The sequence below is a fragment of the Bacillus sp. sid0103 genome, from assembly GCF_019219025.1.
In genome coordinates this window covers 1-24,037 of sequence record NZ_JAHUWN010000021.1, presented here as the reverse complement: position 1 = coordinate 24,037, position 24,037 = coordinate 1, and the positions used below count along the sequence as shown (strand labels likewise).

The following is a 24,037-nucleotide window of genomic DNA, read 5'->3' as shown; positions in this document are numbered from 1 at the left end:
GGGCTGTGTCAATTGTGGGATGTTAATTTCCACCTCGAGTATTTTAGGGAATCAGACAGCCCCCTGTCTGCATAACAAGTAACATGCCTTAAATTATTTATTATTATTAGAAAAATCATTCAAATCCATATCTCATTTGTTCCGATAGTTCATTACAGGATATTTTGAGAAGATCAATAAATATATGCAGTTCCGGATCGCTTACACGAGAAATTAAAGTGGAAATACTGATTGCAGCAAGGACCTGCCCCTTCCCGTTGAATATGGGCACAGCTGCACATCGAACACCTTGCTCATTTTCTTGTTCATCTACTGCATAGCCCTGCTGCTTGACTTTTTCAATTTCCTTTCGAAAAACGGCTTCATTGACTATCGTGTTGGCGGTTTGATACTGGTAGTTATAATTTTTTAATAAAAGCTCCATTTCATTAGGGGGTTGATAGGCTATAAGGACTTTTCCTATTGCGGTAGAGTGGAGGGGAAGTCTTCGGCCAATACGAGAATAACGAATAATGGATTGTTCCCCTTCTACTTTATCGATATACACGCCTTCCTGGCCGTCCAAAATCCCCAAGTGCACTGTTTGTCCCGTTTTGGCAGAGAGATCGAGAAGGTACTTTTTTGCAGTTTTTCTTATATCCATATTGCTGATGACTAAATTCCCTCGTTCAGCTAGTTTCAATCCTAATCTATATTTTCCATCTTCCGGATTTTGATCGATGTAGGAATACTCTTGAAGTGTTTTTAATAGGGAGTGAACAGTACTTTTATGCAACCCCATCTTTTCGCTAATTTCGGTAATTTTTAGCTCCGACTTATGCTCATCAAATAAATCTAGAATCTTCAGAGCCCGTTCAACAGATTGAATAATAGGCATAGATAACCCCTTTAGTTTTATATTGTAAAATCATATCTTATTATAACAAACATAATTCATTAATAAATGTGAATAAAAAATTTTTTAAAAAACAATTTTCCCATTGTAACGGAATAGTCAGAATAAATATAAATATGCTATAATCAAATTGCAGCCAAATGATAAAACTTGGTTTTATATTATAAAACTTTATATGTACATAAAATCATTACTTGGTAGTAAATAAATTAAACATTGGAGGTTACTATGTCATTAAACTCAATATTTGGTGAAGGAAACCAATCCCTTTATAACATAAAGACTCATGGTGCTGGGCCGGAAGGTTCACTTCCACTGACGCCCGAAATGTTAAGGGAACTGCCAAGCGGTGATATTTTTGGTATGACCCAGAATGCCGGAATGGGCTGGGAACCATCCAAGCTCCTGGGAAAACAGGTACTGATTATCGGAACGTTGGCAGGCATTCGGGATCATGATGGCACTCCAATCGCATTAGGATACCATACCGGAAACTATGAACTAGGATTGCAAATGAGGGCTGCTGCTGAAGAAATTACTAGGCTAGGAGGCGTTCCGTTTGCCAGTTATGTAAGCGATCCATGTGATGGCCGCTCTCAAGGGACAACAGGCATGTTTGACTCCCTTCCGTATCGGAATGATGCAGCAGTTGTGATGAGGCGCCTAATCCGGTCCATTCCGACAAGACGGGCCGTTATAGGTGTTGCCACCTGTGATAAGGGTCTCCCGGCCGTGATGATTGCCTTGGCATCCATGCATCATCTTCCAACCGTCCTTGTTCCAGGCGGTGCAACACTTCCGCCTACAGATGGGGAAGATGCGGGCAAGGTTCAAACGATTGGTGCAAGATTTTCCAATGGTGAGCTTTCATTGGAGGATGCCGCAAGACTTGGTTGTGTGGCATGTGGCTCATCCGGTGGAGGTTGTCAGTTCTTAGGAACCGCAGGAACCTCACAAGTGGTTGTAGAAGCACTGGGATTGGCATTGCCACATTCTGCTTTAGCACCGTCCGGCCAGCCTGTTTGGGAAGAAGTCGCGAAACAGTCGGCACGCGCAGCGTTGGAATTGGAAAAGAGAAACATTACTACGAAGGATATCATTACAGGTAAAGCAATTGAAAATGCAATGGTCCTTCATGCGGCATTTGGTGGTTCAACCAACTTGTTGCTGCATCTTCCAGCTGTTGCACATGCTGCCGGCTGCAAAATTCCTACTGTCGATGATTGGGAAAGAATCAATAAATTGGTACCTCGTTTAGTAAATGTATTGCCAAACGGTCCAGATAACCATCCAACCGTTCGTGCTTTCTTAGCTGGAGGAGTACCTGAAGTTATGCTTCATCTAAGGAAATTAGGCCTGTTGCATGAAGATGTCCTTACGGTTACAGGGGAAACTCTTGGAGCAAACCTTGATTGGTGGGAAACCTCAGAAAGACGTGCGAAATTTAGACAACTATTGGTGGAACATGATGGAATTCAACCAGATGAGGTCATCATGAGCCCAATTCAATCAAAACAACGAGGATTAACCTCAACAGTTACGTTCCCGAAAGGTAACATTGCACCTGAAGGCTCTGTCATTAAATCAACTAGCATTGATCCTTCCGTGGTCGGAGAAGACGGTGTTTATCGTCATACTGGTGAAGCAAAAGTTTTTACATCTGAAAAAGCAGCGATCAGGGCGATTAAAACAGGCGGAATCGAAGCAGGTGACATCATGGTTGTCATGGGTGGAGGACCATTGGGGACAGGAATGGAAGAAACCTATCAATTAACTTCTGCATTAAAGCACTTATCCTATGGGAAACATGTTTCCTTACTTACAGATGCACGTTTTTCAGGCGTTTCAACTGGGGCATGTATCGGACATATTGGGCCAGAAGCGTTGGCAGGGGGACCAATTGGTAAATTACGTGATGGAGATGTAATTGAAATCATTGTCGACAGAGATCAGTTGGTCGGTACTGTTAACTTTATCGGAACAAGGGATAATAGATTGTCGATTGAAGAGGCAACTAGAGTATTAGAAGAACGTGAGACACATCTAAACCTTAAGCCAGATCCTGGTTTACCGGATGACACTCGATTATGGGCTGCACTTCAATCCGCAAGTGGAGGAACTTGGCGAGGAAGTGTTTATGATACTGATCGAATCATTGAAGTGTTGAATGCAGGCATGAAAGCACTAGCGGACGAAAAGAAAGAAAAAAGTGTGACTAATTAGTTTTTAGGGAGAAAAAATTTCATGAGCTATGGTAAAGTTCATTAAACAAATATTTTTATCCCAGCGGGCTCAGGTAGAATTAGAGTCTGCTGGGATTCCAAGGAGAGAGATTCATTGGAAAAAGCACAATTTTTAACGCCTGTTGTTACTGCTTTTAATGCTGAGGGCAATTTGGACCAACAGGCCAACAAAAATATTTATGATTTTTTAATTAATGGGGGAGTAGACGGTTTAGTCATTATGGGCAGTACTGGAGAGTTTTTCGCCATAAATGATGCCCAGAAGAAAGAATTGATTGACCTTGTGGTTAACTATGTGAATCATCGGACCAAAGTGTATATCGGGACTTCATGCATGACAGTGGAAGATACGATACAGCTTTCCAACTATGCGATTGATGCCGGTGCGGATGGTGTCATGATTATCAGCCCATATTATTTTTCACTTTCGGATGAAAGTGTTGAATACTATTACGATCAGGTCGCAGATGGGGTAAAGGGTGATATTTATTTGTATAATTTCCCTGCAAGGACAGGCCATGACTTGTCTCCGCAAGTGACCCTCAATCTCTTGAGGAAACATAAGAATGTTAAAGGATATAAAGATACTGTCACGGAAATAACGCATACAAGAAAATTGATTCAAACGGTGCGGGACGAATTCCCTGATTTTATTGTCTACTCCGGATTTGATGAAAACTTTGCCCATAATATACTTAGTGGAGGAAATGGCTGTATTGGGGGGCTCTCCAACTTATATCCAGGAGTATTTTCTGAGTGGGTAAATGCCATCAACGCGAATGACCTGAAAAAAGTGGCTGTAATCCAAAATATCGTCGATAAAATGATGGGGCTATACGATCTTGGGACTCCGTTTATCCCGATTATGAAGCAAGCGATGGTCCTTAGAGGGATCGAATTAGATGGATATTGTCAAAAGCCGCTTATCCAGCCAAATGACAAACAAATAGAGTCTATCAAACTGCTTTTGCAAGAATTAGATGCATCGATTGTTCAAGTTATTCCTGATTATAAAGGAGTTTTAGCATAAGTTCGTAAATAAAAAGGTAGAAAATAATATACTAAGTAGGAATAGATTTCCTTGTTGTAAGGTGATATAATCTAGCTAAATACGTCTATATTATAAAATTATGTTTTATAATATAAAACTATTTTAAAGTCTATTCATATTTCACTGGCAAGAATCCCTTCCTCAGCCGGTGCAGAGACACAAATAAATTGAGTAAAAGGAGTGAAGTTGATGATACAAGGTATACAAAGCACAACGGTCTTACATAATGATGTGAAAATGCAAATAGCTTTGATTTTGAACTTACACAAGAGGACATGGACAAAATAAACGCTCTTAACACAGACCAGCGAATGTTTGCAGATCCTGATGATTTTAATAAAGTATAAGGAGATCCATAAAGGTTTTTGTCCAGTTTGGTATAAGGATAGTAGTATGATCGCCACTTTGTTTATACGGCCAACAAACTAAGTATTTGTAAATTATAATGTAAGAGGGGAATCAGAATGAATACAAGTGTTGCTCAGCAATTAACAGTAGTTCAACCCGAAAAGATCAAAATGAAGGAAAAAATTGGCTATGGTACTGGTGATTTAGCCTGTAACTTCATTTATCAAACCGTAAGTAGTTATCTATTATTTTTCTATACTGACGTTTTTGGAATCACGGCTGCAGCAGCTGGATTAATGTTCCTAGTTGTACGGTTGATCGATGCAGTTCTCGATCCATTTATTGGAGCAGTTATTGATAAGACCAATACAAAATACGGAAGATTTCGTCCATATCTTTTATACGGTGCCTTTCCGTTTGCGGGTGTAGCGATTCTCTGTTTTACAACTCCAGGATTTTCTGATCCTATGAAACTTGTTTATGCATATGCTACTTATATTTTATTATCGATTACGTATTCAGTGATTAACATTCCTTATGCAGCGCTTACTTCAGCCATTACTCAAGATAACAAAGAAGTTGTCAGTTTGACTTCAGTCCGGATGCTGTTCGGAAACACTGGTGGATTGATCGTTTCATTCGGTGTACCCCTTTTAGCTGGAATCTTCACAAATATGACTGGAGAAACAGGCTCAGGATGGCAAATCACCATGACAATCATGGGGATTTTAGGAGCCTTTTTGTTGATGTACAGCTTTTATAACACAAAAGAACGTGTTCAGCTTAATCATTCAAAAGAAGCAGAGATTAACTTTAAAGATATCTGGATTCAATTAAAAACAAATCGTCCACTTTTAATCGTTTGCTTTTTCTTTATACTTAATTTTGGTGTAAACTCCATTGTTAACTCTGTTGGTATTTATTATGTCACGTATAACATTGCAAGACCGGAATTAGTAAAATGGTATGGTTTAATGGGAACGCTTCCTGCACTTATCCTTATGCCATTAATGCCATTGATGTATAAATTGATGGGTAAGAAAAAGCTATTATTTACAGCTTTATCATTAAAGGCAATCGGCTTATTAGCGCTTTTCCTTATTCCGCCAACCATGGTTCCATTTGTATTTGCAGGACGCTTAATTGCAGCACTCGGTACAATTACAGCAGGTGCATTTACATGGGCGTTAATTCCTGAAACCATCGATTATGGCGAATATAAGACTGGTAAACGTGCAAGCGGTATCATCTATGCATTGGTTGGATTCTTCTTCAAGTTTGGTATGGCAATCGGAGGAATTGTTCCAGGATTGATTTTGGCCAACTTCGGTTATGTTGCTAATCAAGCGCAGACTCCAGAAGCATTGAATGGTATTTTGATTACCATGACTGTCATTCCGGCCGTATTTGTTATCATCGAGCTTGTTGCCATCTTCTTATATAACTTGGATGAAAAGGAACATAAACGAATTCTTAATGTATTAAAAACGAGAGGATGATCACCAAAATGAAAATCCAAAATCCTGTATTAAAAGGTTTTAATCCAGACCCTAGCATTTGCAGGGTCGGGGATGATTATTATATCGCGGTATCTACCTTTGAATGGTTCCCTGGGGTTCAAATCCATCATTCTAAGGATCTAGTAAACTGGCATCTTGTATCACGTCCGTTAAATCGGGTTTCCCTTATTGATATGAAAGGGAACCCCAATTCCGGCGGTGTGTGGGCACCATGCTTAACCTATGCTGATGACAAATTCTGGTTGATTTATTCCGATGTGAAACAACATTCGGGAGCGTGGAAGGACACTCACAATTACTTGACTACCTGTGAAACGATTGATGGTGATTGGAGCGACCCGATCTATTTGAATAGTTCAGGTTTCGATCCTTCCTTATTCCATGATGTGGATGGAAGAAAATACATCATCAATATGCTTTGGGACCAAAGAGCGTTTAAACACTCTTTTGGGGGAATTGTCTTACAAGAATATTCTCATGAGGAAGGTCGTTTAATCGGAAAGCCGAAAGTGATTTTTGAAGGAACCGACATTAGGCTGACTGAGGGGCCGCATTTATATCATATCAACGGTTATTACTATCTGCTGACAGCAGAGGGTGGAACGAGATATGCTCATACAGCAACGCTAGCAAGATCAAAAAATATTGAGGGACCTTATGATTTGCACCCAGATCATCCATTCCTTACTTCCTGGCATGATCCTAGAAATCCTTTGCAAAAATGCGGACATGCCTCTATCGTTCAAACACATACAGATGAATGGTATTTAGCGCATCTCACTGGCAGACCGCTGCCTCAAGATGATAAACCGGTACTTGATTATCGAGGTTTTTGTCCGCTGGGAAGAGAGACGGCCATTCAAAAACTTGAATGGAGAGACGGCTGGCCATATGTTGTGGGAGGAAAACAAGGCTCTGTTGAAGTAGAAGCACCAAAGATGGAAGAGGTTAAATGGGAACGAGATTATGACGAGGTTGACCACTTTGACAGCCCAACTTTGAACCATCATTATCAGTCATTAAGGATTCCATTAACAGAAGATATTATGTCCCTGACCGACAGACCGGGACATTTACGCCTTTATGGAAAAGAGTCATTAACGTCATGCTTTACTCAAGCCTTGGTTGCACGGCGCTGGCAGTCATTACATTTTGATGCTGGTACAGCGGTTTCCTTCCAGCCCAACACATTCCAGCAGGCTGCAGGCTTGGTTTGCTATTATAATACAGAAAACTGGGCATCTGTTCAAATTACCTGGAATGAAGAAAAGGGCCGGATCATTGATATCATGAATTGTGATAACTTTGCTTTCTCACAACCGCTTCAGGGGTCAGAAATTCAAGTTCCAGAATCGGTTGAGTATGTCCATTTAAAAGTTAAAGTCAGAAATCATACCTTTCAATTCGCATATTCTTTTGATAACGAAACTTGGACTTATATTCCTGTAACCTTTGAATCTTATAAACTATCGGACGAATATGTCCGGCTTAATGGATTTACAGGTGCATTTGTTGGTCTGCATTGTCAAAATACAAGCGGAACAAGTCAACCTGCTGATTTTGACTATTTTACTTATAAAGAACTTTAGTACATTGCATTGAAAGGAGTGGAATAGACATGGACTTGCTTCAAGTAAAAAATAAAAAAATTACCGATTCTACCGGTAACACCATTCAACTAAGAGGTACCTGTATTGGCGGATGGATGAATATGGAAGACTTTATTAATGGTTACACCGGGACGGAACACGCTCTTCGTCATACCGTTGCTGAAGTGATTGGTAAGGAAAAAGCTGAATTTTTATTTGACCGGATGCTGCATTACTTCTTCGGTGAAGACGATATTCAGTTTATTAAAAGCTGGGGAGCAACCACCATACGCATTCCTTTAAATTATCGCCATTTTGAGGATGATGAGGCACCATTTACTTACAAAGAATCGGGATTTAAACGCTTAGACGAGATCATTGATTTATGCGAAAAGTATGGACTTTACGTTATACTTGACCTTCATGCCGTGCAGGGCTTCCAAAATACTCACTGGCATTCCGATAATGATGTACGTCATAGCTTTTTCTGGCATGACAAAACGTATCAAGACCGATTTGTCGCTTTATGGGAAGAGTTTGCTCGACGTTACAAAGGAAGAGGAGTTATTGCTGGGTATAACGTCATGAATGAACCATGTGTGAATACACCGCACGGCGATTTCCCACATACATTCTTTGGCAATTATCAACCCGCCTGGGACAGGATGAATCGTATTTACCGACGCGTCGTTGAAGCAATTCGCGCGATTGACCCAGACCACATTATTTTCCTAGAGGGGGATAACTATTCAAAGCTGTTTGATGGTTTAGAAGCTCCTTTTGCGAAAAATCTTGTATACAGCAGCCATAACTATACGGCAGCCGGTTTCGGACCTGGTGCTTACCCTGGAGTAGCAGATGCGAAAACAGCCCGTGTAGAAAGTGGAAAGTACTGGGATAAGGCTGTCCAAGAGGAAGTATTTTATCATCACCAAGGTACAGAGTTTGCACAAGAATATAATGTTCCTTTATGGGTAGGGGAGTTCGGTTCCGTATATAATGGACCAGAAAATGAAATTACGGATCGCCTACGTGCGATGGATGACCAACTTAGTATCTTTGAAGAATTTGGAGCTCATTGGACCACTTGGACGTATAAAGATGTCGGTGTGATGGGATTAGTGACACTTGATCCAGAATCGGAATACATGCAGAGGCTTTCTTCCATTTTTAAAATGAAACATACATTAAATACAGACGATTGGATGATTTGGCTGCCAGGCTTTAAGGCAAGACAATCTGTTGAGGAATTAGCTAACCATTTGGAAGAAGTGGTCAATCCGGAAATGTCTCACGCCTATAATCTTTCCAGCCTTTCTCAAGTCATTCTGACTGTCTATGCCGGCGCGCTGATCCAGCCTGAGTATGCGAAGATTTTTAAAGATTTTTCCGAGGAAGAAATTGACCTTATTATGCAGTCGTTTGCCTTTAAAAACTGCAAAGTTAACGAAGGCTTGCTTGAGGTATTGAAAAAACACACAAATGAAAAAGTTGAGGTAGGAAATAATTAAACGAAATACAGCATTCTATAATCAACGGAACCGAATAAAAAATATTTTTTCACACTAATTAAAGGCTGATTTCAAAAAGAGTGCTCAAAAATCCTTTTGAAATCAGCTTTCTCTTTAAGTTCATTTTAAGAATTGTAGGAATGTCTACAAATAATTGGGATGAAAAAGGAGCGATGGCAGATGAGGCCCATGTTAAAAATCCTTTTATAAACTTAGTTTATCTAATGGACAAACTAAGTTTGTGGTGCTATAATTTGATTATGAAGTGAAAGCATTTACATAGTTAATCTAATACTATTAAATTACTAGGAGGAATAACCCCATGGCTTATTTCGAAACAGTTAAAAAAATTCAATTTGAAGGTGCGTCATCTAAAAACCCTTTAGCATTTAAGTATTATAATCCAGAAGAAAAAATAAACGGCAAAACAATGGAAGAAATTCTTCGTTTCTCCGTTGCATACTGGCACACATTTACTGCAGATGGTACCGATCCATTTGGAGTAGGTACTGCAATCCGTCCGTGGGATCATCTTAAAGGATTAGATTTAGCGAAAGCGCGCGTGGAAGCTGCATTTGAACTTTTTGAAAAATTAAATGTTCCTTTCTTTGCTTTCCATGATGTCGATATTGCTCCAGAAGGAAGCACGTTAAAAGAAACAAATGAGAACCAAGACGTAATTGTTGCGATGATTAAAGAATACATGAAAACAAGCAAGACAAAATTACTGTGGAACACGGCAAACATGTTTACTAATCCTAGATATGTTCATGGTGCGGCTACTGCTCCAAATGCAGATGTTTTTGCTTACTCTGCAGCGAAAGTGAAAAAAGCGTTAGAAGTAGCAAAAGAGCTTGGGGCAGAAAACTATGTATTCTGGGGCGGACGTGAAGGTTACGAAACACTTCTCAATACGGACATGAAGTTGGAACAAGATAACTTAGCACGCTTTTTTCATATGGCAGTAGATTATTCGAAAGAAATCGGCCTAAACGTACCATTCCTAATTGAGCCAAAACCAAAAGAGCCTACCAAACATCAATATGATTTCGATGTGGCTACTGGTCTAGCATTCTTGCAAAAATATGATTTAACAGACTACTTCAAGTTTAATATTGAAGCAAACCACGCTACTTTAGCTGGTCACACGTTCGAGCACGAATTAAGAACTGCTCGTATTAACGGAATGCTTGGATCTGTTGATGCTAACCAAGGTGATACACTGCTTGGATGGGATACAGATGAATTCCCAACTGACTTGTATACCAATACATTAGCCATGTACGAAATTCTGAAAAATGGCGGCTTAGGAAAAGGCGGCTTAAACTTCGATGCAAAGGTAAGAAGAGGTTCATTTGAAGCAGAAGATCTATTCCACGCACATATTGCTGGTATGGACGCATTTGCGATCGGCCTAAAAGTTGCTAACAAGTTAATCGAAGATAAAGTCCTTGATAGCTTTATCGAAGAGCGTTACAGCAGCTATACAAAAGGAATTGGCTTAGACATCGTAGAAGGAAAAACAAACTTCCGTGAACTTGAAGCTTATGCACTTCAGTTAACAGAAATTAAAAACATCTCAGGCAGAACAGAGCGCCTAAAAGCTTTAATTAATCAATATTTACTAGAAACACTTTCAAGTGTAACTGTTTAATTACTACTTTATATAATCATAGAAAATGTGCTGGCAGTATATTACTCCAGCACATTTTTATAAGAAAAGGATGATACGGATGAAATACGTAATTGGTGTTGACCTTGGAACGAGTGCAGTAAAGATATTACTTGTCAATCAACATGGTGAAGTTTGCAAAGAAGTGTCCAAATCATATCCTCTCATTATTGAAAGATCAGGCTATAGTGAACAAGACCCGGAAGAATGGGTAGAAAAGACCTCGGCTGGATTAGCGGACCTCATTGAACAATTCGATGGAGACGTAAACGATATCGAGGGTATCTCTTTCTCTGGGCAGATGCATGGTCTTGTATTATTAGATGAAAACAACCAAGTACTAAGAAATGCGATTCTATGGAATGACACAAGGACGAGTAAACAATGCCAGGAGATTTACGATGTTGTTGGCAGTCAGCGTTTATTAGAAGTAACGAAGAACCCTGCGCTTGAGGGCTTTACTTTACCTAAAATTCTCTGGGTAAAAGAAAACGAACCTGAAGTTTTTGAACGTGCCAGCGTATTTTTGCTTCCAAAGGATTATCTGCGTTACCGAATTACTGGAAACGTTCATATGGAGTACTCTGATGCTGCAGGAACCTTACTATTAAATGTAGCAAAACGCAAATGGAGTCATGAAATAATAGAAGCCTTTGGTATTTCAGCTGATTTCTGTCCTTCGCTAGTAGAATCTCATGCATTTGTGGGTACTGTTAAAGCTGAATTTGCCCAAGAAACGGGATTGTCTGAAGCTGTAAAAGTGTTCGCGGGTGGAGCTGACAATGCTTGCGGTGCCATTGGTTCAGGGATTTTAACGGAAGGAAAAACCTTATGCAGTATCGGAACCTCTGGAGTTGTTCTTTCCTATGAAGAACGAAATGACCTCGATTTTGAGGGAAAGGTTCATTATTTTAATCACAGTGAAGAAAATGCTTACTATACCATGGGAGTAACTCTCGCAGCAGGCTATAGTTTAAGCTGGTTTAAAGATTCGTTTGCAAAGGAAGAAGCATTTGAACAGCTATTAGCAGGTGTGGATGAAGTACCGACAGGAAGCAACGGATTATTATTTTCGCCTTATATTGTAGGGGAAAGAACGCCGCATGCGGATTCAACGATTCGCGGCAGTTTTATTGGGGTCGATGGTTCCCATGAGCGTAAGCACTTTGCCCGTGCAGTGCTTGAAGGAATTACATTCTCCTTACATGAATCGATTGAGATTTTTAGAAGCAGCGGTAAGACGATTGATTCAATTATCTCTATTGGCGGTGGAGCGAAAAACGACACATGGCTGCAAATGCAGGCAGATATTTTTAACGCAAAAATTGAAAAGCTTACAAGCGAGCAAGGTCCTGGAATGGGTGCAGCAATGTTAGCAGCTTACGGCTGCGGCTGGTATACGTCCCTAAAAGAATGTGCACAAGAATTTATCCAAACTTCAAAAACCTATGATCCGATTCAGGAAAATGTGGAAGCATATAAAAAGCTATTTAGTATTTATCAACAAGTGTATACACAAACAAAGGAATTAAATGAGCAATTAAGAGAGTTTAGAAAGTAACGGAGAGCTGGCCTAGGTCAGCTCTCTTTATAAAGGAGTTAATAACATGAATTATCGTGAACTAGGTAATACAGGAATCATGACCAGTGAGGTTAGTTTTGGCACATGGGCAATCGGTGGTGCTTGGGGGAAAACAAATGACACAGAAGCACTGAAATCTTTGGAATATGCGATTGACCAGGGTGTTAACTTTTTTGATACCGCAGATGTATATGGGGACGGTCATAGTGAAGAGTTACTGGCCAAAGCCACAAAAGGCAGGGAAGACCAGATTTATGTCGCAACAAAGTTTTGCCGTCAGGGCGACATTTTTGATCCGAAAAATTATAGCTATGAAAAAGTCAGTGACTATTGTGAAGACAGTCTTCGCCGTTTGAATAGAGAGGCGATTGATTTGTATCAAATTCATTGCCCGGCAACGGAGATTTTGAAGGATGGCAGTGTTTTTGAAGTACTGGATCGGCTGAAGCAGGAAGGAAAAATCCGTCATTATGGAGTTAGTGTGGAAACTGTTGAAGAAGGTCTTATTTGTTTGGAATATCCAAATGTGAAGAGCCTGCAAATCATCTTTAATATGTTCCGCCAAAAGCCTTTAGAGAAATTAATCCCGGAGGCTTATCAAAAAGGGGTAGGGCTTCTCGTAAGATTACCGCTTGCCAGCGGTCTGCTCACTGGTAAGTTTACGGCTGAGCATGTTTTTGAAGCTGATGACCACCGTCGTTTTAATGAAAATGGAGAGGCCTTTAATGTTGGGGAAACCTTTGCAGGTCTCGGGTTCCGCAAGGGCGTAGAATTAGCTGATCAGTTAAGGTGGATTGCAGAAGGCCGGAAATCGATGGCGAGCGCGGCCCTGCGCTGGATTTTGGACCAAAATGAGATTACTTGTATTATTCCTGGGTTTAAGAATGTTAAACAGGTTGAGGAAAATCTCTCAGCACTTCAGACAAAACCATTCTCAGAAGAAGAAAAGCATGAGATTCAACGATTCTATCAGGAAAAAGTAAAGGATAATATTAGAGGTCCGTATTGAGGGGGGGGCACTTTGATTAACGAAGTTCCTACATCGCGTAAGGCAGTGGCGATTACGTTTGATGATGGGCCCAATCCCACCTATACACCCCAAGTATTAGAGATTTTTTCAGAGGCAGTTGGAAAAGCTACCTTCTTTATGATTGGTGAGCAAATGAAGAAATATCCTGAGGTGGTAAAACAAGTTGCTTCCCTGGGACATGAAATCGGAAATCATACTTTCACTCACCCGAAATTATCTCTGTTAAGTACTGCCGAATGTTTAGAGGAAATCGAACAAAATGAGAAATTAATAGAGGAGCTGGCCGGACGAAAACCTGTTGTCTTTCGTCCTCCTTACCTAGATTATAATCAGAACACGGTTTCATTAATCGAGCAGAAGGGATATCCCATGATTGGTGCACTAAATTTAAAGGCTCAGGACTGGGAACAGCCCGGTGTGGAGCACATCCTCGAAAAATCAAGAGAAGGGATAAAAAATGGCAGTATTTTAATTTTTCATGATGGCTATGGGGACCGTTCACAAACGATAGAAGCGGTTCGAAAGCTAGTTTCTGAGTTAACATCACAAGGCTATCAACTAGTTACCGTCAGCGAACTATTAAAATTAGCATAAAAAAGAGGAAGCACAATAAGAGTTTGTGCTTCCTTTTGCTACTCCAGTTTCACATGAGTAATTCTATGAGTGTTAAGCTGCTGCATGCCCTTTTTTCTTTTCGATTTTTTGAAACGCTAGATAACAGGATGCCATGATGATTCCCGCCGTAATGCTCCCGCCAAAGATAAACAGTAGTGCCGGTATAAACCTCATGACAAAAATCGCAGCGATAAACCCAATAATCATCATAATATTAGGAACCGGATTCACTAGCATGATGAAGAAAGCGTTTTTAAACAATTGGATAAACTTAACTTCATAGTGAACGTAAACGGGGAATATATACAATACCGTCATGAACATCGCGAAAATAATTAGGTATAAAGGAATTTGAATGCTACTATCGATTTTTATATAGTTCAGATCAATATAAATAATACTGGCTAATATAGCGAGAGCCAGTCCTAATCCATTACTTCTAAAAAACTCTTTTTTATAGGTGCCCCAAAAGGTTTGAAACACAGGGATATCACTTTCACCCATGATCCATTTCCGTATAACTGTAAACATTGCCACGGTCGCAGGGCTAATTCCAAACAACACGAGTCCAAGGAGTGAGAAGCCAATCCATAATAAATTAACATAGGCAAACTTAGTGATCCACTCGGTCAGGGTATAAAGACCACTCATTGATAGCTTATTCATAAAAATTCCCCTTCTTTATGGTGCTTAATTTTATACAATTATAGACCATTGAACCTATATTGAACATGACTAACTTTTAAAAAATTGACAGATTTTTGATTTTTTAAAATAATATTACGGAATTCGACAAAATACGATATATTAGATAAAAACTATCCTAAAAGGGCGATTATATGTTCTCAAAATTACACAAATGGAACACATTACGAAATCAAATACTCGTCGTATTTTTAGTCGTTATGCTGATTGTTTTATTGATTGTCGGCCTGTTAACTTTTAATAGAGTATCAACTTTGCTGAAAAATAATGCTGAAAAACAAATTCACCAGACAGCAGTCGAGGCAAATGGAAGATTAGAATCTTTATATAAACAAATTAGCATGGCCTCGAAACTGGTCATGACGAATGATACGATTCAAAGAACCTTAACTAAAGCATATGGAGGAAACCCTATTTCTTTTGCCGAGCGCCAGCAATTAGAGGGAATTGTGACTACCATACAAGCTAATACAGAGGGGATTTTTTCTTTTGAACTTTATACAAATACGATGAACCGATTAATTCCATTAGATGATACGAATTTAGTCACTAGAATTGACGGGAAGTGGATCCAGCAGGCTGATAACGCGAATGGACGACTGGTTTGGATCGGTGATGATCCACGTAACTCGGATAACATCCTCGCTCTAAGACGAGTGAATTTAATGGGGCGTAACTACGCAAATGGCGGATATCTGCTCATTAGTATCTATCGAAATTATCTTCAGTTCGTGGACCAAGACGAAACCAATATTGAAAACCAGTATTCGATATTATTAGATCAAAATTCAAAGCCGATTCTATCAAACTATAATAAGTCTCTCAAACCGATTATAAAAAATGAAGCTCCTACTCTTTCATTGAATAACCAGGAGTATATGATGACAAAACAAATGTCGAATGATACCGAATGGACACTGGTTATCTTAACACCGATTAAAGCTCTGACAGAAGGAATTACGGTATTACGATCAGGGATTATTATTTCTGGGATTATTGGATTCATTATCTTTTTGATCAGTTCGTTATTCCTATCTACTTTTATTACAAGGCCGATTATTAAATTAACGAAAACGATGCAACAGGCAAGCGCAGGTTCATTAACAATGAACCCCAGTGTTACCACTGTCAATGAAATCAATGAATTAAATAGTACCTATAACCAACTGGTTAAAGAAACCAATCATCTGATTAAAATGGTATATCAAAAGGAAATTACCCGAAGTCGGAGTGAATTAAAAGCATTACAAGCGCAAATTAATCCCCATTTTCTGTTTAATACATTGGACGCACTTAAGTGGACGCTTGAGGATAAGGATGAGGAAGAGCTGGCAGAGTTTGTCGTGGCCATGTCAAACTTATTCCGATATACAATAACCAAACAAAACGATGGAGATTGGGTCCCAATAAAGAACGAAATCCAACATATTGAAGACTATATGGAGATTATGAAGATGCGTTTTGGTGATCACTTAAAATGGAAGTCAAACCTGCCTCTTGAAACAGGACACGTTAAAATTCCAAAACTGTTGATTCAGCCGTTAGTCGAAAATGCGGTTCTGCATGGAGCAGGGAATACGATGAAGCCATGTACGATATCGGTTACGATTCAACCAACGGCGGATCAAGAGTACCTGCAAATACTTGTTGAAGATAACGGCCCGGGAATCCATCAAGAAAAATTAGATTCTATTAAACAGGCCATTCAATCAGGCGGAATCATCTCTAAAAACGGCAACGGAATGGCGATTTCCAATGTTCACAAACGCTTGGAATTATACTATCCTGATCGTCTAAAAAGTGGACTTACCATTATGAGTGAAGTAAACATTGGTACAACGGTTTCGTTTGTCATACCGGTAAAGGGGGAGGAAAACCATGTTGAATACAAAGACAATTTTAATCGTGGATGATGAACCAAGAACTCGCCAAGGGCTTAAGAAAACATTAGATACTTGGGCAAATGGACAATATCAAATAAATATAGCTTCGAATGGAGAAGAAGCTATTGAACTGATGAAGCAACATAAAGTGCATATCCTCATCACAGACATCCATATGCCTGAAATAACGGGTTTACAATTATTAAAAATCGCGAAAGAACAAAATATATACCCTGTCATCATTGTTATTTCGGCATATTCCGAGTTTGAATATGCCCAGGAAGCCCTTCGTTTGGGTGTTATTAACTATTTACTAAAACCCATTAGTAAAAAGGCGTTAATAGAGGCCGTGGAGGAAGCAGTTCAAACGGTTGAGAAAAAAGAACGGGCCGGATTGATTGAAAAGGTTGTGGATACGAAACTCGTTGATGCTAATACCCAAAATCCTTCCAACCGTGAGCCGATTAGGGAAGCGATTGATTATATCAACAACAATTTAAAAAATGAGTTATCCCAAAAGGAAGTAGCCGATCATGTTCATTTAAATCCGAGTTACCTAAGTGTCCTATTTAAAGAACATGTCAAATTAACATTCAGTGAATATGTAACCCGACGAAGAATCCAGCGTGCGAAAGAATTATTGATATCTACTAATCTTCCAATTAACGATATTGCAGAAGAATCCGGGTATAAAACAGCTAAATATTTTATTAAGATCTTTAGAGAACTAGAGGGAATGACACCAAGCGCATACCGAAAGGACAATAATGAAAGGGCTTTCTAAAAATAGTAGTATTTTTCCTAATCGTTGTGACCTATTTTTCAAAACTATCTGAATGTAGACTATAAATGTAAGTAAAATCTAGAAAAAGGTCATAGGGGGAATCACATTGTTAAAAAAGAAAACGGTTGCAATCTTTATGTCTGTAATCATGCTTGTCTCTCTAGCGCTTGCGGGTTGCTCTTCCTCAAGTTCATCTGAGGAAAGCAGTTCAGATGGTAAAAAAGTTATCAAATTCATGCATTTATGGCCGGAAGGCAGCTCGAATGCTCAGTTCTCCATTGTAAAAGACATCATTAGTGAATATGAAAAAGATCATAATGTAAAAATTGAAACTGAAATTTTAAATAATGATCAATACAGAGAAAAGCTTAAGGTGTTAGCTTCATCTAATGAACTTCCTGATATTGGCATGACTTGGTCAGATGGATTCATTAAGCCTTATGTAGAAGGTAATATGTTAGCTCCACTGGATGATATCGTAGAGGGGGATGCAGATCTTAAAGATGCGTTTATCCCTGGTGTAAAAGAATCGTATGCAGTGGACGGAAAAACATATGGTCTTCCACTAGAATTAAATATTTCCTACGTGTTCTACAACAAAGAAATTTTCAAGAAATATAATCTTGAAGTTCCAAAGACTTTCTCAGAGTATAAAAATGTTGTTAAAACTTTAGCAGATAATGGCGTTGTTCCTGCGACAGTAGGTGCAAAAGACGGCTGGCCAGCATCTTTCTGGTTTATGTATCTAGCAGACCGGATTGGCGGGTCTACCATTCTAACAGATGTTATTAAAGGTAAAGCAAAAATGGATGATCCAGCTATTGTAAAAGCAGCTGAAGAGGTACAAAACCTTGTTGACATGGGCGGATTTGTTAAAGGTGCGAGCGCATTATCAAATGACGATGCAAAAGGTTATTTCATGAACGAACAAGCAGCGATGTTCTTAACGGCTACTTGGGAGTTACCAAACTACACAACAAGCCCAGATGTTAAACAAGAATTTAAAGATAAGATTGGCTATTTCAAGTTCCCAACTTATGAAGGCGGAAAAGGTACAAGCATCAACAGCTACGTAGGCGGCCCTGGGGTTGGTTTATTCGTAGCGAAAGATTCTAAAGTTCAAAAGGAAGCAAAAGATTTTGTTGGCTATTTTGTGAAGAGATGGGGAGAAAAATCAGTTACAGATGCTGGCGTTATTCCTGCAACGAAAGTAGACACATCTAGCATGGATCTTGCTCCAATGTACATTGAAATCTTAAAGGATTTGGGTGAAGCATCGAACGTAACGACCTACTTTGATACTCAATCCAGCCCGGCTGTATCAGAATTACACCATGATTTAGTAACGGCTCTATTTGGAAAACAAGTGACGCCGAAGGAGTTTGTCAAGCAACATGCGGATGAACTTGCTAAAGAGCAAAAGTAAAATGACCCATTAGAATTTCAGGTGTAGAGGGCATACAGGTTATGCCCTCTATGTTTTATACAATTTTAGTGTCTAGCTTCAGCGCCTAGTGGCTCGGGTCATAAGCCAATCCGTCAAGAAGGCTAAAAGGCAGCCTTCTCGCCGGCTCGACTTATGCCTGTCGCCCCTGACCAAGGCGCTTACGCTTTTCGATGAAGGGAGTATCAATATGAAAAGTGTAATGTCAAACAAATGGGTAATCAGCCTTTACGTACTTCCTGCCTTAATTCTTATCCTGTTATTAATTTATATCCCAATTGTCTTAACTGGATATTATGGTTTGATGGACTGGAACGGCATCGGCAAGATGAAGTTTATCGGTATTGAAAACTACATAGAGTTAGTCCAGGACAAAAAGTTTTGGCAAAGTACATGGCATTCCCTGTTACTCGGTATTTTTTCCACAGTGAGCTTGGTTGGTTATCTAATTTTATCGTTGATTTTAGCAAGTAAAATTAAAGGAGCCAATTTTTTAAGAAAAATTTACTTAATCCCAATGTTATTATCTTCTGTGGCTATTGGACAGCTTTGGGCAAAGATTTTTGACCCAACGAACGGTATGATTAACAGATTGCTAGTGTTGGTAGGTGTTGAAAATCCTCCGCTTTGGTTAGCGGATTCTAAAATAGTCTTATTTGCCCTCTTCTTTCCAATCGTTTGGCAATATGCAGGCTTCTATATCATTATTTTCTATGCTGCCTTAAAAAACGTGCCGGAAGAACTGGTCGAAGCAGCGAAAATTGATGGAGCAACTCCGATTCAAATTGCTTATAAAATTAAGGTTCCTCTTATTGCAGGTGTCATTAAAGTCATGGTTATCCTAGCGATTGTCGGTTCATTAAAGTATTTTGACTTGATCTTCGTGTTAACCGGAGGCGGACCTAACGGTGCGAGTGAAGTTATGGCATCTTACATGTATACAGAAGCATTTAGTAAATATAACTTCGGTTACGGAAGTGCGATTGGATTCGGCTTACTAATCATCTGTCTTGTGGCAACATGGTTAATTCAAAAATTACTATCTTCTAAAGATGTTGAATTTTAAAAAGGGGAGTGAAAAGAATGAGTAAGGTTGCAGTTGAAATACAAAAAACGACCCTATCAACTTATTATAAAACCAGTAAATCACTAGGAAGTAGAATTGGATACGGACTATTGTACTTTATCCTGGGGGTTATTGCGATTATTCAAATTTACCCGTTAGTGTGGTTATCTTTATTTTCCTTAAAAACCAATCAAGAGGTTTTTGGGATGTCCCCGTTTGCGCTTCCGCAAAATCCTCAGTGGGGCAACTATGCTAAGGCTTGGACAGCGGGTCATATCGATGTTTACTTCTTTAATAGTGTGTTGTACACCGTCGTAGCGGTTGCGCTTACCGTAATTCTTGCCAGTTTCGTAACGTTTGCAATCACAAGAATGTATTGGAAATGGAGTGGACTTGTTCTTGGTTTATTTATGGCGGGATATATGATTCCACTTCATTCAACCTTAATTCCACTATTCAATTTCTTTAAAACAGCAAATCTGATTGATAATCCAATTTCCGTTATTTTATCCTATGTAGCGTTCAATTTGCCCATTACGATTATGATTCTAACTGGATTTTACAAAACTCTTCCAAGGGAGATTGAAGAAGCGGCGGTTGTGGATGGCTGCTCCATCCATCGGATCTTCTTCCAAATTACCCTGCCAATGACAGTACCGGTACTTTCAACTACTGTCATTATCAACATGATCTATAACTGGAACGAATTCGTATTTGTTAATACGTTCCTTAGCTCCGACAAATGGAAAACAATTACGGTTGGGGTAAACAACTTCGTAGGACAGTATTTGACTGACTGGGGTGCGATTGGTGCAACTCTGATGATTAGTATTATCCCAGTATTGATTGCTTACTTTATTTTAAGTGACCGCATTGTAGAAGGTATTGCAGCAGGGTCTGTAAAAGGGTAATAGTGAGAAAAAGCTGACTTGTATTATTGTAAAGAGTCCGTTTTCGGGTGCTAACTTAATAAATGACACTAGAAATGACGTGTGAATTGGCATACGTCTTTTTCTTTATTTATCAAGGTTTCTGCCGGAGATTTAAGGATTTTGATATACCGATCGACATCATTTTTTATGATGGACAATAAGTATTGTACAATTAATAAAGATGTCCAAAACTACCCAAATATCAAAGGAGGCAAAACATTATGAAAATCATTGTTACCAGTATATTCGTACAAGACCAAGATAAGGCACTGGAATTTTATTCAGAAAAGCTGGGATTTGTAAAAAAGCATGACGTTCCTATGGGGAAATTTAGGTGGATTACGCTTGTTTCTCCCGATGCTCATGACGGTACCGAGCTTTTACTCGAACCGAATGAGCATCCTGCCGCAAAGGAGTATCAAAAGAAGATATTTGCCGAAGGCATTCCAGCAACAATGTTTGGCGTTGCAGATATTCATAAAGAGTACAAACGATTATTGGAAAACGGCGTGAAGTTTACTATGGAGCCGACAAAAATGGGCGAAGTCACAATAGCTGTCTTCGACGATACATGCGGCAACCTTATTCAGATATTGCAGCAGTAACTTTATGTAGAAATAGTTGTAACCTAGTTCTAAACGATTTTATTGGTATGTTTTAAGTTGGGTGAAGTGTTTTTATCAACAATTAAACAACTTTATATTAACCCTGTCCTAATTTTAGGACGGGGTTATACATGTTTAAGGTTTAAAGATAAATGACATTGTTCTCATTCTGCAATAGAAATGTACCAATTGTGAATAAGTTCGCTTAAACTAAGGGTGCTTTACTTCTAGAGGAGTAGAGCCTTTTTAGTTGTTGCACTAACAAGCAGGTTAATGAAAGAAGGAATGAAGGGATTTTATTGTAATATAAAGGTAATAATCAATAACTTTTAGGGGTGAAGAAGAAAAAGACCCAAGTTTATTAAATTATTATTTGATATTTCCATACATAAAACTCTATTTTTCCCCTCATTTTTCCTCTAAAATACATAGTTGGAACACTTTTTTTTCTGTTTTTTAAAAAATATAGGGGGAAATAAAAAAGTGAAGAAATTTCAAAAGATTTTATTGGCAGTCATCCTTCTGTTTGGTTGTTTTCCAGCTGTTGGTAATGCAGTCGCACCAGATGAGCTAAATGCATTTTTAAACGAAAATAATTGGACAGAAGAAGATTTAGACTCCTATCTGGAATATTTCTATGATATGAGTTTGAAAGATTTTTCTACTATTGATGAATTAAAAGAAACACTAGGTGAGCCCATTACTGAAGAAAATCTACACAAATTAATAAAAGATTACGAGTTTCAAAATGAAGAAGACCTTGTTGCTTTCCTTATTGAAAACGGGGAAATGGAAAAAGGTGAAAATGTTAGGGATGTCTTTCGATATATGAATGCCCTTGATGATACTGTTTTTTATTATACAGAAGAAAGCGGCACCCCGATTACAGATGAAAACCTCAATGAACTTCTTGAAGATTATGATTTGACCATTCAGGAATTGAAGGATTTATTGAAAAAAAATGACGATTCACTGGACAATTATGAAACGATTGAAGATCTGGATATGGCTGTAGCTTTGTATTTGGGCGGAAATGAAATAGAGGATATTGTTTCCAAAATAGGCATTACAGAAAACGAAATCATGGCAATGATGGCCCATTTTGAGAGCCTTAAACTAGATGAAGCTACGGTTAATGAAAAAATGGAATCAATTGAGAAACGCCTTGAACCATTCATTGATTTAGAAAGTGCCAGCGAGCTTACAACTGGACAGGCTGCCGAGTTGGTCAGCATTGTAGAAGAAATCTTTAACATAGTTGAATTAGAGCCGAGGTTTTATCTAGTAAAGGGAAGTAAAAAGAAACCAGTTACCATGAATGAGCTTGTCAAGATGAAAGATGCTCAAGGTTATGGCTTGTTAATCGAGCTTTATAATAAAAAGGGTGAGCTTCTCGCAGATGCGTTATTTCCTGCAGACATGCTTAATTCTGAATTAATTGACGAAACGGTAAATGATGTGAAAAAAGTTGAAAAGACTGTAAAAAAAATCGAAACGGCAGTAAAAAGCACAAAGGAAAAGCAGCCACGAACGATTAAAGGTGGTAAACTTCCAAATACAGCAGGCCATTATATGGAGTGGGTACTGGTTGGTTTATTAATGATTCTTGTAGGTGTCATTTTTTACCGCAAGAGGAAAGAGCAAGCCTAATGAAAAGGAAAATTCCGGCTCGAAAGTGGATTAGCATCTTCCTAGTCCTGGTAGGAATAGGGATTGTGTTATCAAACATCAGGCCCATTTTTCAACAAACAAATGTGGGTCAATTCCAAAATAAACAGGAAAAAATGGCACCCAAAGTAGTAAAAGAAAAAATTGGTTCGAAGTCTCTTTATTCAGTCCGTTACAAAATAGGGGATCGAATCGGAGAACTGGACATCCCGAAACTTTCTAAGACCCTGCCGATTTTTCATGGGGCAAATGAAGATGAACTGGAGAAAGGAGTCGGCCACTTTGCAGGTAGCGTGCTGCCTGGCGAAAAGGATAATTCAGTTCTTTCAGGACACAGGGATACAGTGTTTAGACAGCTGGGGAAAATCGGAAAAGGTGATTTATTCATTGTGAGGACATCTGCGGGCAAGTTTATTTATAAAGTAAGAAGAACACGGATTGTTGATGCCGATGATCGGACCGTGATTGTCCCTAAACCGAGGGCTACTCTGACGGTTACGACGTGTTATCCATTTTCATACATTGGTGACGCACCGCAGCGCTATATTTTAATAGCAGATTTAATTAGCTCCAATTAATCGCCAGTATCATATAGTTACCTCTATTTATACATTTCCCTCTTAACCTTTGGCTAAGAGGGATTATTTGTAATACAGATATTAGATGCAACAGGAAATTTGCACCTTAAAAAAATAGCCTTTTAAAACGGATGCATGAATTCAAGAAGGATATCAGCGACAATCCTTTTTTCTTATTCGACTAACGGAGCAGTTGTGCGGCCGAGCCTAGGTCGTATCATATAGCGGGTGGGATTCCCGCCGAGTAAGAACTAGCCATTCGCTCGTAGCGAGTCTTGGAGGGCTAATGGTAACATTAGTCTTTAAGCGTAGACAG

General features: G+C 39.0%; 19 protein-coding genes and 1 pseudogene. 18 read left to right on the top strand and 2 right to left on the bottom strand.

Translation table 11 applies throughout. The features are described from left to right. Window positions 1-115: 115 nt before the first annotated feature. Window positions 116-877, bottom strand: a complete 762-nt coding sequence (locus KW850_RS21400; RefSeq protein WP_218349795.1) for an IclR family transcriptional regulator — start codon at window positions 875-877, stop codon at window positions 116-118. 246 nt (window positions 878-1,123) lie between these two features. Here KW850_RS21400 and KW850_RS21395 point away from each other — a divergent pair, with 246 nt between their 5' ends. From KW850_RS21395 to KW850_RS21355, 10 genes and pseudogenes are all read left to right on the top strand, one after another. Next, entirely contained in the window at window positions 1,124-3,118 is a 1,995-nt protein-coding gene (locus KW850_RS21395) for a YjhG/YagF family D-xylonate dehydratase (protein WP_218349794.1), read from the top strand. Between the two features lie 114 nt (window positions 3,119-3,232). Then, window positions 3,233-4,168: a dihydrodipicolinate synthase family protein gene (locus KW850_RS21390; RefSeq protein ID WP_218349793.1), complete on the top strand. Its 936-nt coding sequence runs from the start codon at window positions 3,233-3,235 to the stop codon at window positions 4,166-4,168. A gap of 254 nt (window positions 4,169-4,422) precedes the next feature. Next, window positions 4,423-4,536: pseudogene (locus KW850_RS33465) on the top strand (aldo/keto reductase); the annotation flags it as partial. A gap of 117 nt (window positions 4,537-4,653) precedes the next feature. Beyond that, on the top strand, window positions 4,654-6,036 hold the full coding sequence (locus tag KW850_RS21385; RefSeq protein WP_218349792.1) for a glycoside-pentoside-hexuronide (GPH):cation symporter: 1,383 nt from the start codon (window positions 4,654-4,656) through the stop codon (window positions 6,034-6,036). Between the two features lie 8 nt (window positions 6,037-6,044). Continuing rightward, on the top strand, window positions 6,045-7,646 hold the full coding sequence (locus KW850_RS21380) for a glycoside hydrolase family 43 protein (protein WP_218349791.1): 1,602 nt from the start codon (window positions 6,045-6,047) through the stop codon (window positions 7,644-7,646). 29 nt (window positions 7,647-7,675) lie between these two features. Beyond that, the gene (locus KW850_RS21375; protein ID WP_218349790.1) at window positions 7,676-9,157 is read left to right on the top strand and encodes a glycoside hydrolase family 5 protein; all 1,482 of its coding nucleotides are present in this window, start codon (window positions 7,676-7,678) and stop codon (window positions 9,155-9,157) included. Window positions 9,158-9,479: 322 nt separating this feature from the next. After that, the gene (gene xylA, locus KW850_RS21370) at window positions 9,480-10,811 is read left to right on the top strand and encodes a xylose isomerase (protein ID WP_218349789.1); all 1,332 of its coding nucleotides are present in this window, start codon (window positions 9,480-9,482) and stop codon (window positions 10,809-10,811) included. A 79-nt stretch (window positions 10,812-10,890) separates the two neighbouring features. Next, window positions 10,891-12,390: a xylulokinase gene (gene xylB / locus KW850_RS21365; RefSeq protein WP_218349788.1), complete on the top strand. Its 1,500-nt coding sequence runs from the start codon at window positions 10,891-10,893 to the stop codon at window positions 12,388-12,390. Between the two features lie 46 nt (window positions 12,391-12,436). Then, window positions 12,437-13,420 carry an aldo/keto reductase gene (locus KW850_RS21360; protein ID WP_218349787.1) on the top strand — a complete coding sequence of 328 codons (984 nt, stop codon included), beginning with the start codon at window positions 12,437-12,439 and terminating at the stop codon, window positions 13,418-13,420. 12 nt (window positions 13,421-13,432) lie between these two features. Continuing rightward, window positions 13,433-14,035, top strand: coding sequence for a polysaccharide deacetylase family protein (locus tag KW850_RS21355; RefSeq protein ID WP_218349786.1), 603 nt, complete (start codon window positions 13,433-13,435; stop codon window positions 14,033-14,035). Window positions 14,036-14,107: 72 nt separating this feature from the next. Here the strand turns inward: KW850_RS21355 and KW850_RS21350 are convergent, their stop codons facing one another. Next, window positions 14,108-14,722, bottom strand: a complete 615-nt coding sequence (locus KW850_RS21350) for a YesL family protein (protein ID WP_218349785.1) — start codon at window positions 14,720-14,722, stop codon at window positions 14,108-14,110. 173 nt (window positions 14,723-14,895) lie between these two features. Here KW850_RS21350 and KW850_RS21345 point away from each other — a divergent pair, with 173 nt between their 5' ends. The 8 genes from KW850_RS21345 (at window position 14,896) to KW850_RS21310 (ending at window position 23,721) form a co-directional block, all read left to right on the top strand. Further along, window positions 14,896-16,674: a sensor histidine kinase gene (locus KW850_RS21345; RefSeq protein ID WP_218349784.1), complete on the top strand. Its 1,779-nt coding sequence runs from the start codon at window positions 14,896-14,898 to the stop codon at window positions 16,672-16,674. After that, window positions 16,643-17,428: a response regulator transcription factor gene (locus KW850_RS21340; protein WP_218349878.1), complete on the top strand. Its 786-nt coding sequence runs from the start codon at window positions 16,643-16,645 to the stop codon at window positions 17,426-17,428. Before KW850_RS21345 ends, KW850_RS21340 begins: the two co-directional genes overlap by 32 nt. Before the next feature lie 136 nt (window positions 17,429-17,564). Continuing rightward, a complete protein-coding gene (locus KW850_RS21335) occupies window positions 17,565-18,854 on the top strand; it encodes an extracellular solute-binding protein (protein ID WP_218349877.1) in 1,290 nt (429 codons plus the stop codon). A 208-nt stretch (window positions 18,855-19,062) separates the two neighbouring features. Further along, window positions 19,063-19,938 (top strand): carbohydrate ABC transporter permease, encoded by an 876-nt coding sequence (locus tag KW850_RS21330; protein WP_218349783.1) that lies wholly within the window; start codon window positions 19,063-19,065, stop codon window positions 19,936-19,938. A 17-nt stretch (window positions 19,939-19,955) separates the two neighbouring features. Next, window positions 19,956-20,849, top strand: coding sequence for a carbohydrate ABC transporter permease (locus tag KW850_RS21325; RefSeq protein ID WP_218349782.1), 894 nt, complete (start codon window positions 19,956-19,958; stop codon window positions 20,847-20,849). A 242-nt stretch (window positions 20,850-21,091) separates the two neighbouring features. Continuing rightward, window positions 21,092-21,475: a VOC family protein gene (locus KW850_RS21320; RefSeq protein WP_218349781.1), complete on the top strand. Its 384-nt coding sequence runs from the start codon at window positions 21,092-21,094 to the stop codon at window positions 21,473-21,475. 483 nt (window positions 21,476-21,958) lie between these two features. Next, window positions 21,959-23,125 carry a processed acidic surface protein gene (locus KW850_RS21315; RefSeq protein WP_218349780.1) on the top strand — a complete coding sequence of 389 codons (1,167 nt, stop codon included), beginning with the start codon at window positions 21,959-21,961 and terminating at the stop codon, window positions 23,123-23,125. Then, a complete protein-coding gene (locus tag KW850_RS21310) occupies window positions 23,125-23,721 on the top strand; it encodes a class D sortase (RefSeq protein ID WP_218349779.1) in 597 nt (198 codons plus the stop codon). Before KW850_RS21315 ends, KW850_RS21310 begins: the two co-directional genes overlap by 1 nt. Window positions 23,722-24,037: the final 316 nt, after the last annotated feature.

Excerpts from the sequence above, each read along its gene's own strand:
- KW850_RS21400 (WP_218349795.1), bottom strand. The coding sequence starts at position 877 with ATGCCTATTATTCAATCTGTTGAACGGGCTCTGAAGATTCTAGATTTA.
- KW850_RS21395 (WP_218349794.1), top strand. The coding sequence starts at position 1,124 with ATGTCATTAAACTCAATATTTGGTGAAGGAAACCAATCCCTTTATAAC.
- KW850_RS21385 (WP_218349792.1), top strand. The coding sequence starts at position 4,654 with ATGAATACAAGTGTTGCTCAGCAATTAACAGTAGTTCAACCCGAAAAG.
- KW850_RS21380 (WP_218349791.1), top strand. The coding sequence starts at position 6,045 with ATGAAAATCCAAAATCCTGTATTAAAAGGTTTTAATCCAGACCCTAGC.
- KW850_RS21375 (WP_218349790.1), top strand. The coding sequence starts at position 7,676 with ATGGACTTGCTTCAAGTAAAAAATAAAAAAATTACCGATTCTACCGGT.
- xylA (WP_218349789.1), top strand. The coding sequence starts at position 9,480 with ATGGCTTATTTCGAAACAGTTAAAAAAATTCAATTTGAAGGTGCGTCA.
- xylB (WP_218349788.1), top strand. The coding sequence starts at position 10,891 with ATGAAATACGTAATTGGTGTTGACCTTGGAACGAGTGCAGTAAAGATA.
- KW850_RS21360 (WP_218349787.1), top strand. The coding sequence starts at position 12,437 with ATGAATTATCGTGAACTAGGTAATACAGGAATCATGACCAGTGAGGTT.
- KW850_RS21350 (WP_218349785.1), bottom strand. The coding sequence starts at position 14,722 with ATGAATAAGCTATCAATGAGTGGTCTTTATACCCTGACCGAGTGGATC.
- KW850_RS21345 (WP_218349784.1), top strand. The coding sequence starts at position 14,896 with ATGTTCTCAAAATTACACAAATGGAACACATTACGAAATCAAATACTC.
- KW850_RS21335 (WP_218349877.1), top strand. The coding sequence starts at position 17,565 with ATGTCTGTAATCATGCTTGTCTCTCTAGCGCTTGCGGGTTGCTCTTCC.
- KW850_RS21330 (WP_218349783.1), top strand. The coding sequence starts at position 19,063 with ATGAAAAGTGTAATGTCAAACAAATGGGTAATCAGCCTTTACGTACTT.
- KW850_RS21325 (WP_218349782.1), top strand. The coding sequence starts at position 19,956 with ATGAGTAAGGTTGCAGTTGAAATACAAAAAACGACCCTATCAACTTAT.
- KW850_RS21320 (WP_218349781.1), top strand. The coding sequence starts at position 21,092 with ATGAAAATCATTGTTACCAGTATATTCGTACAAGACCAAGATAAGGCA.
- KW850_RS21310 (WP_218349779.1), top strand. The coding sequence starts at position 23,125 with ATGAAAAGGAAAATTCCGGCTCGAAAGTGGATTAGCATCTTCCTAGTC.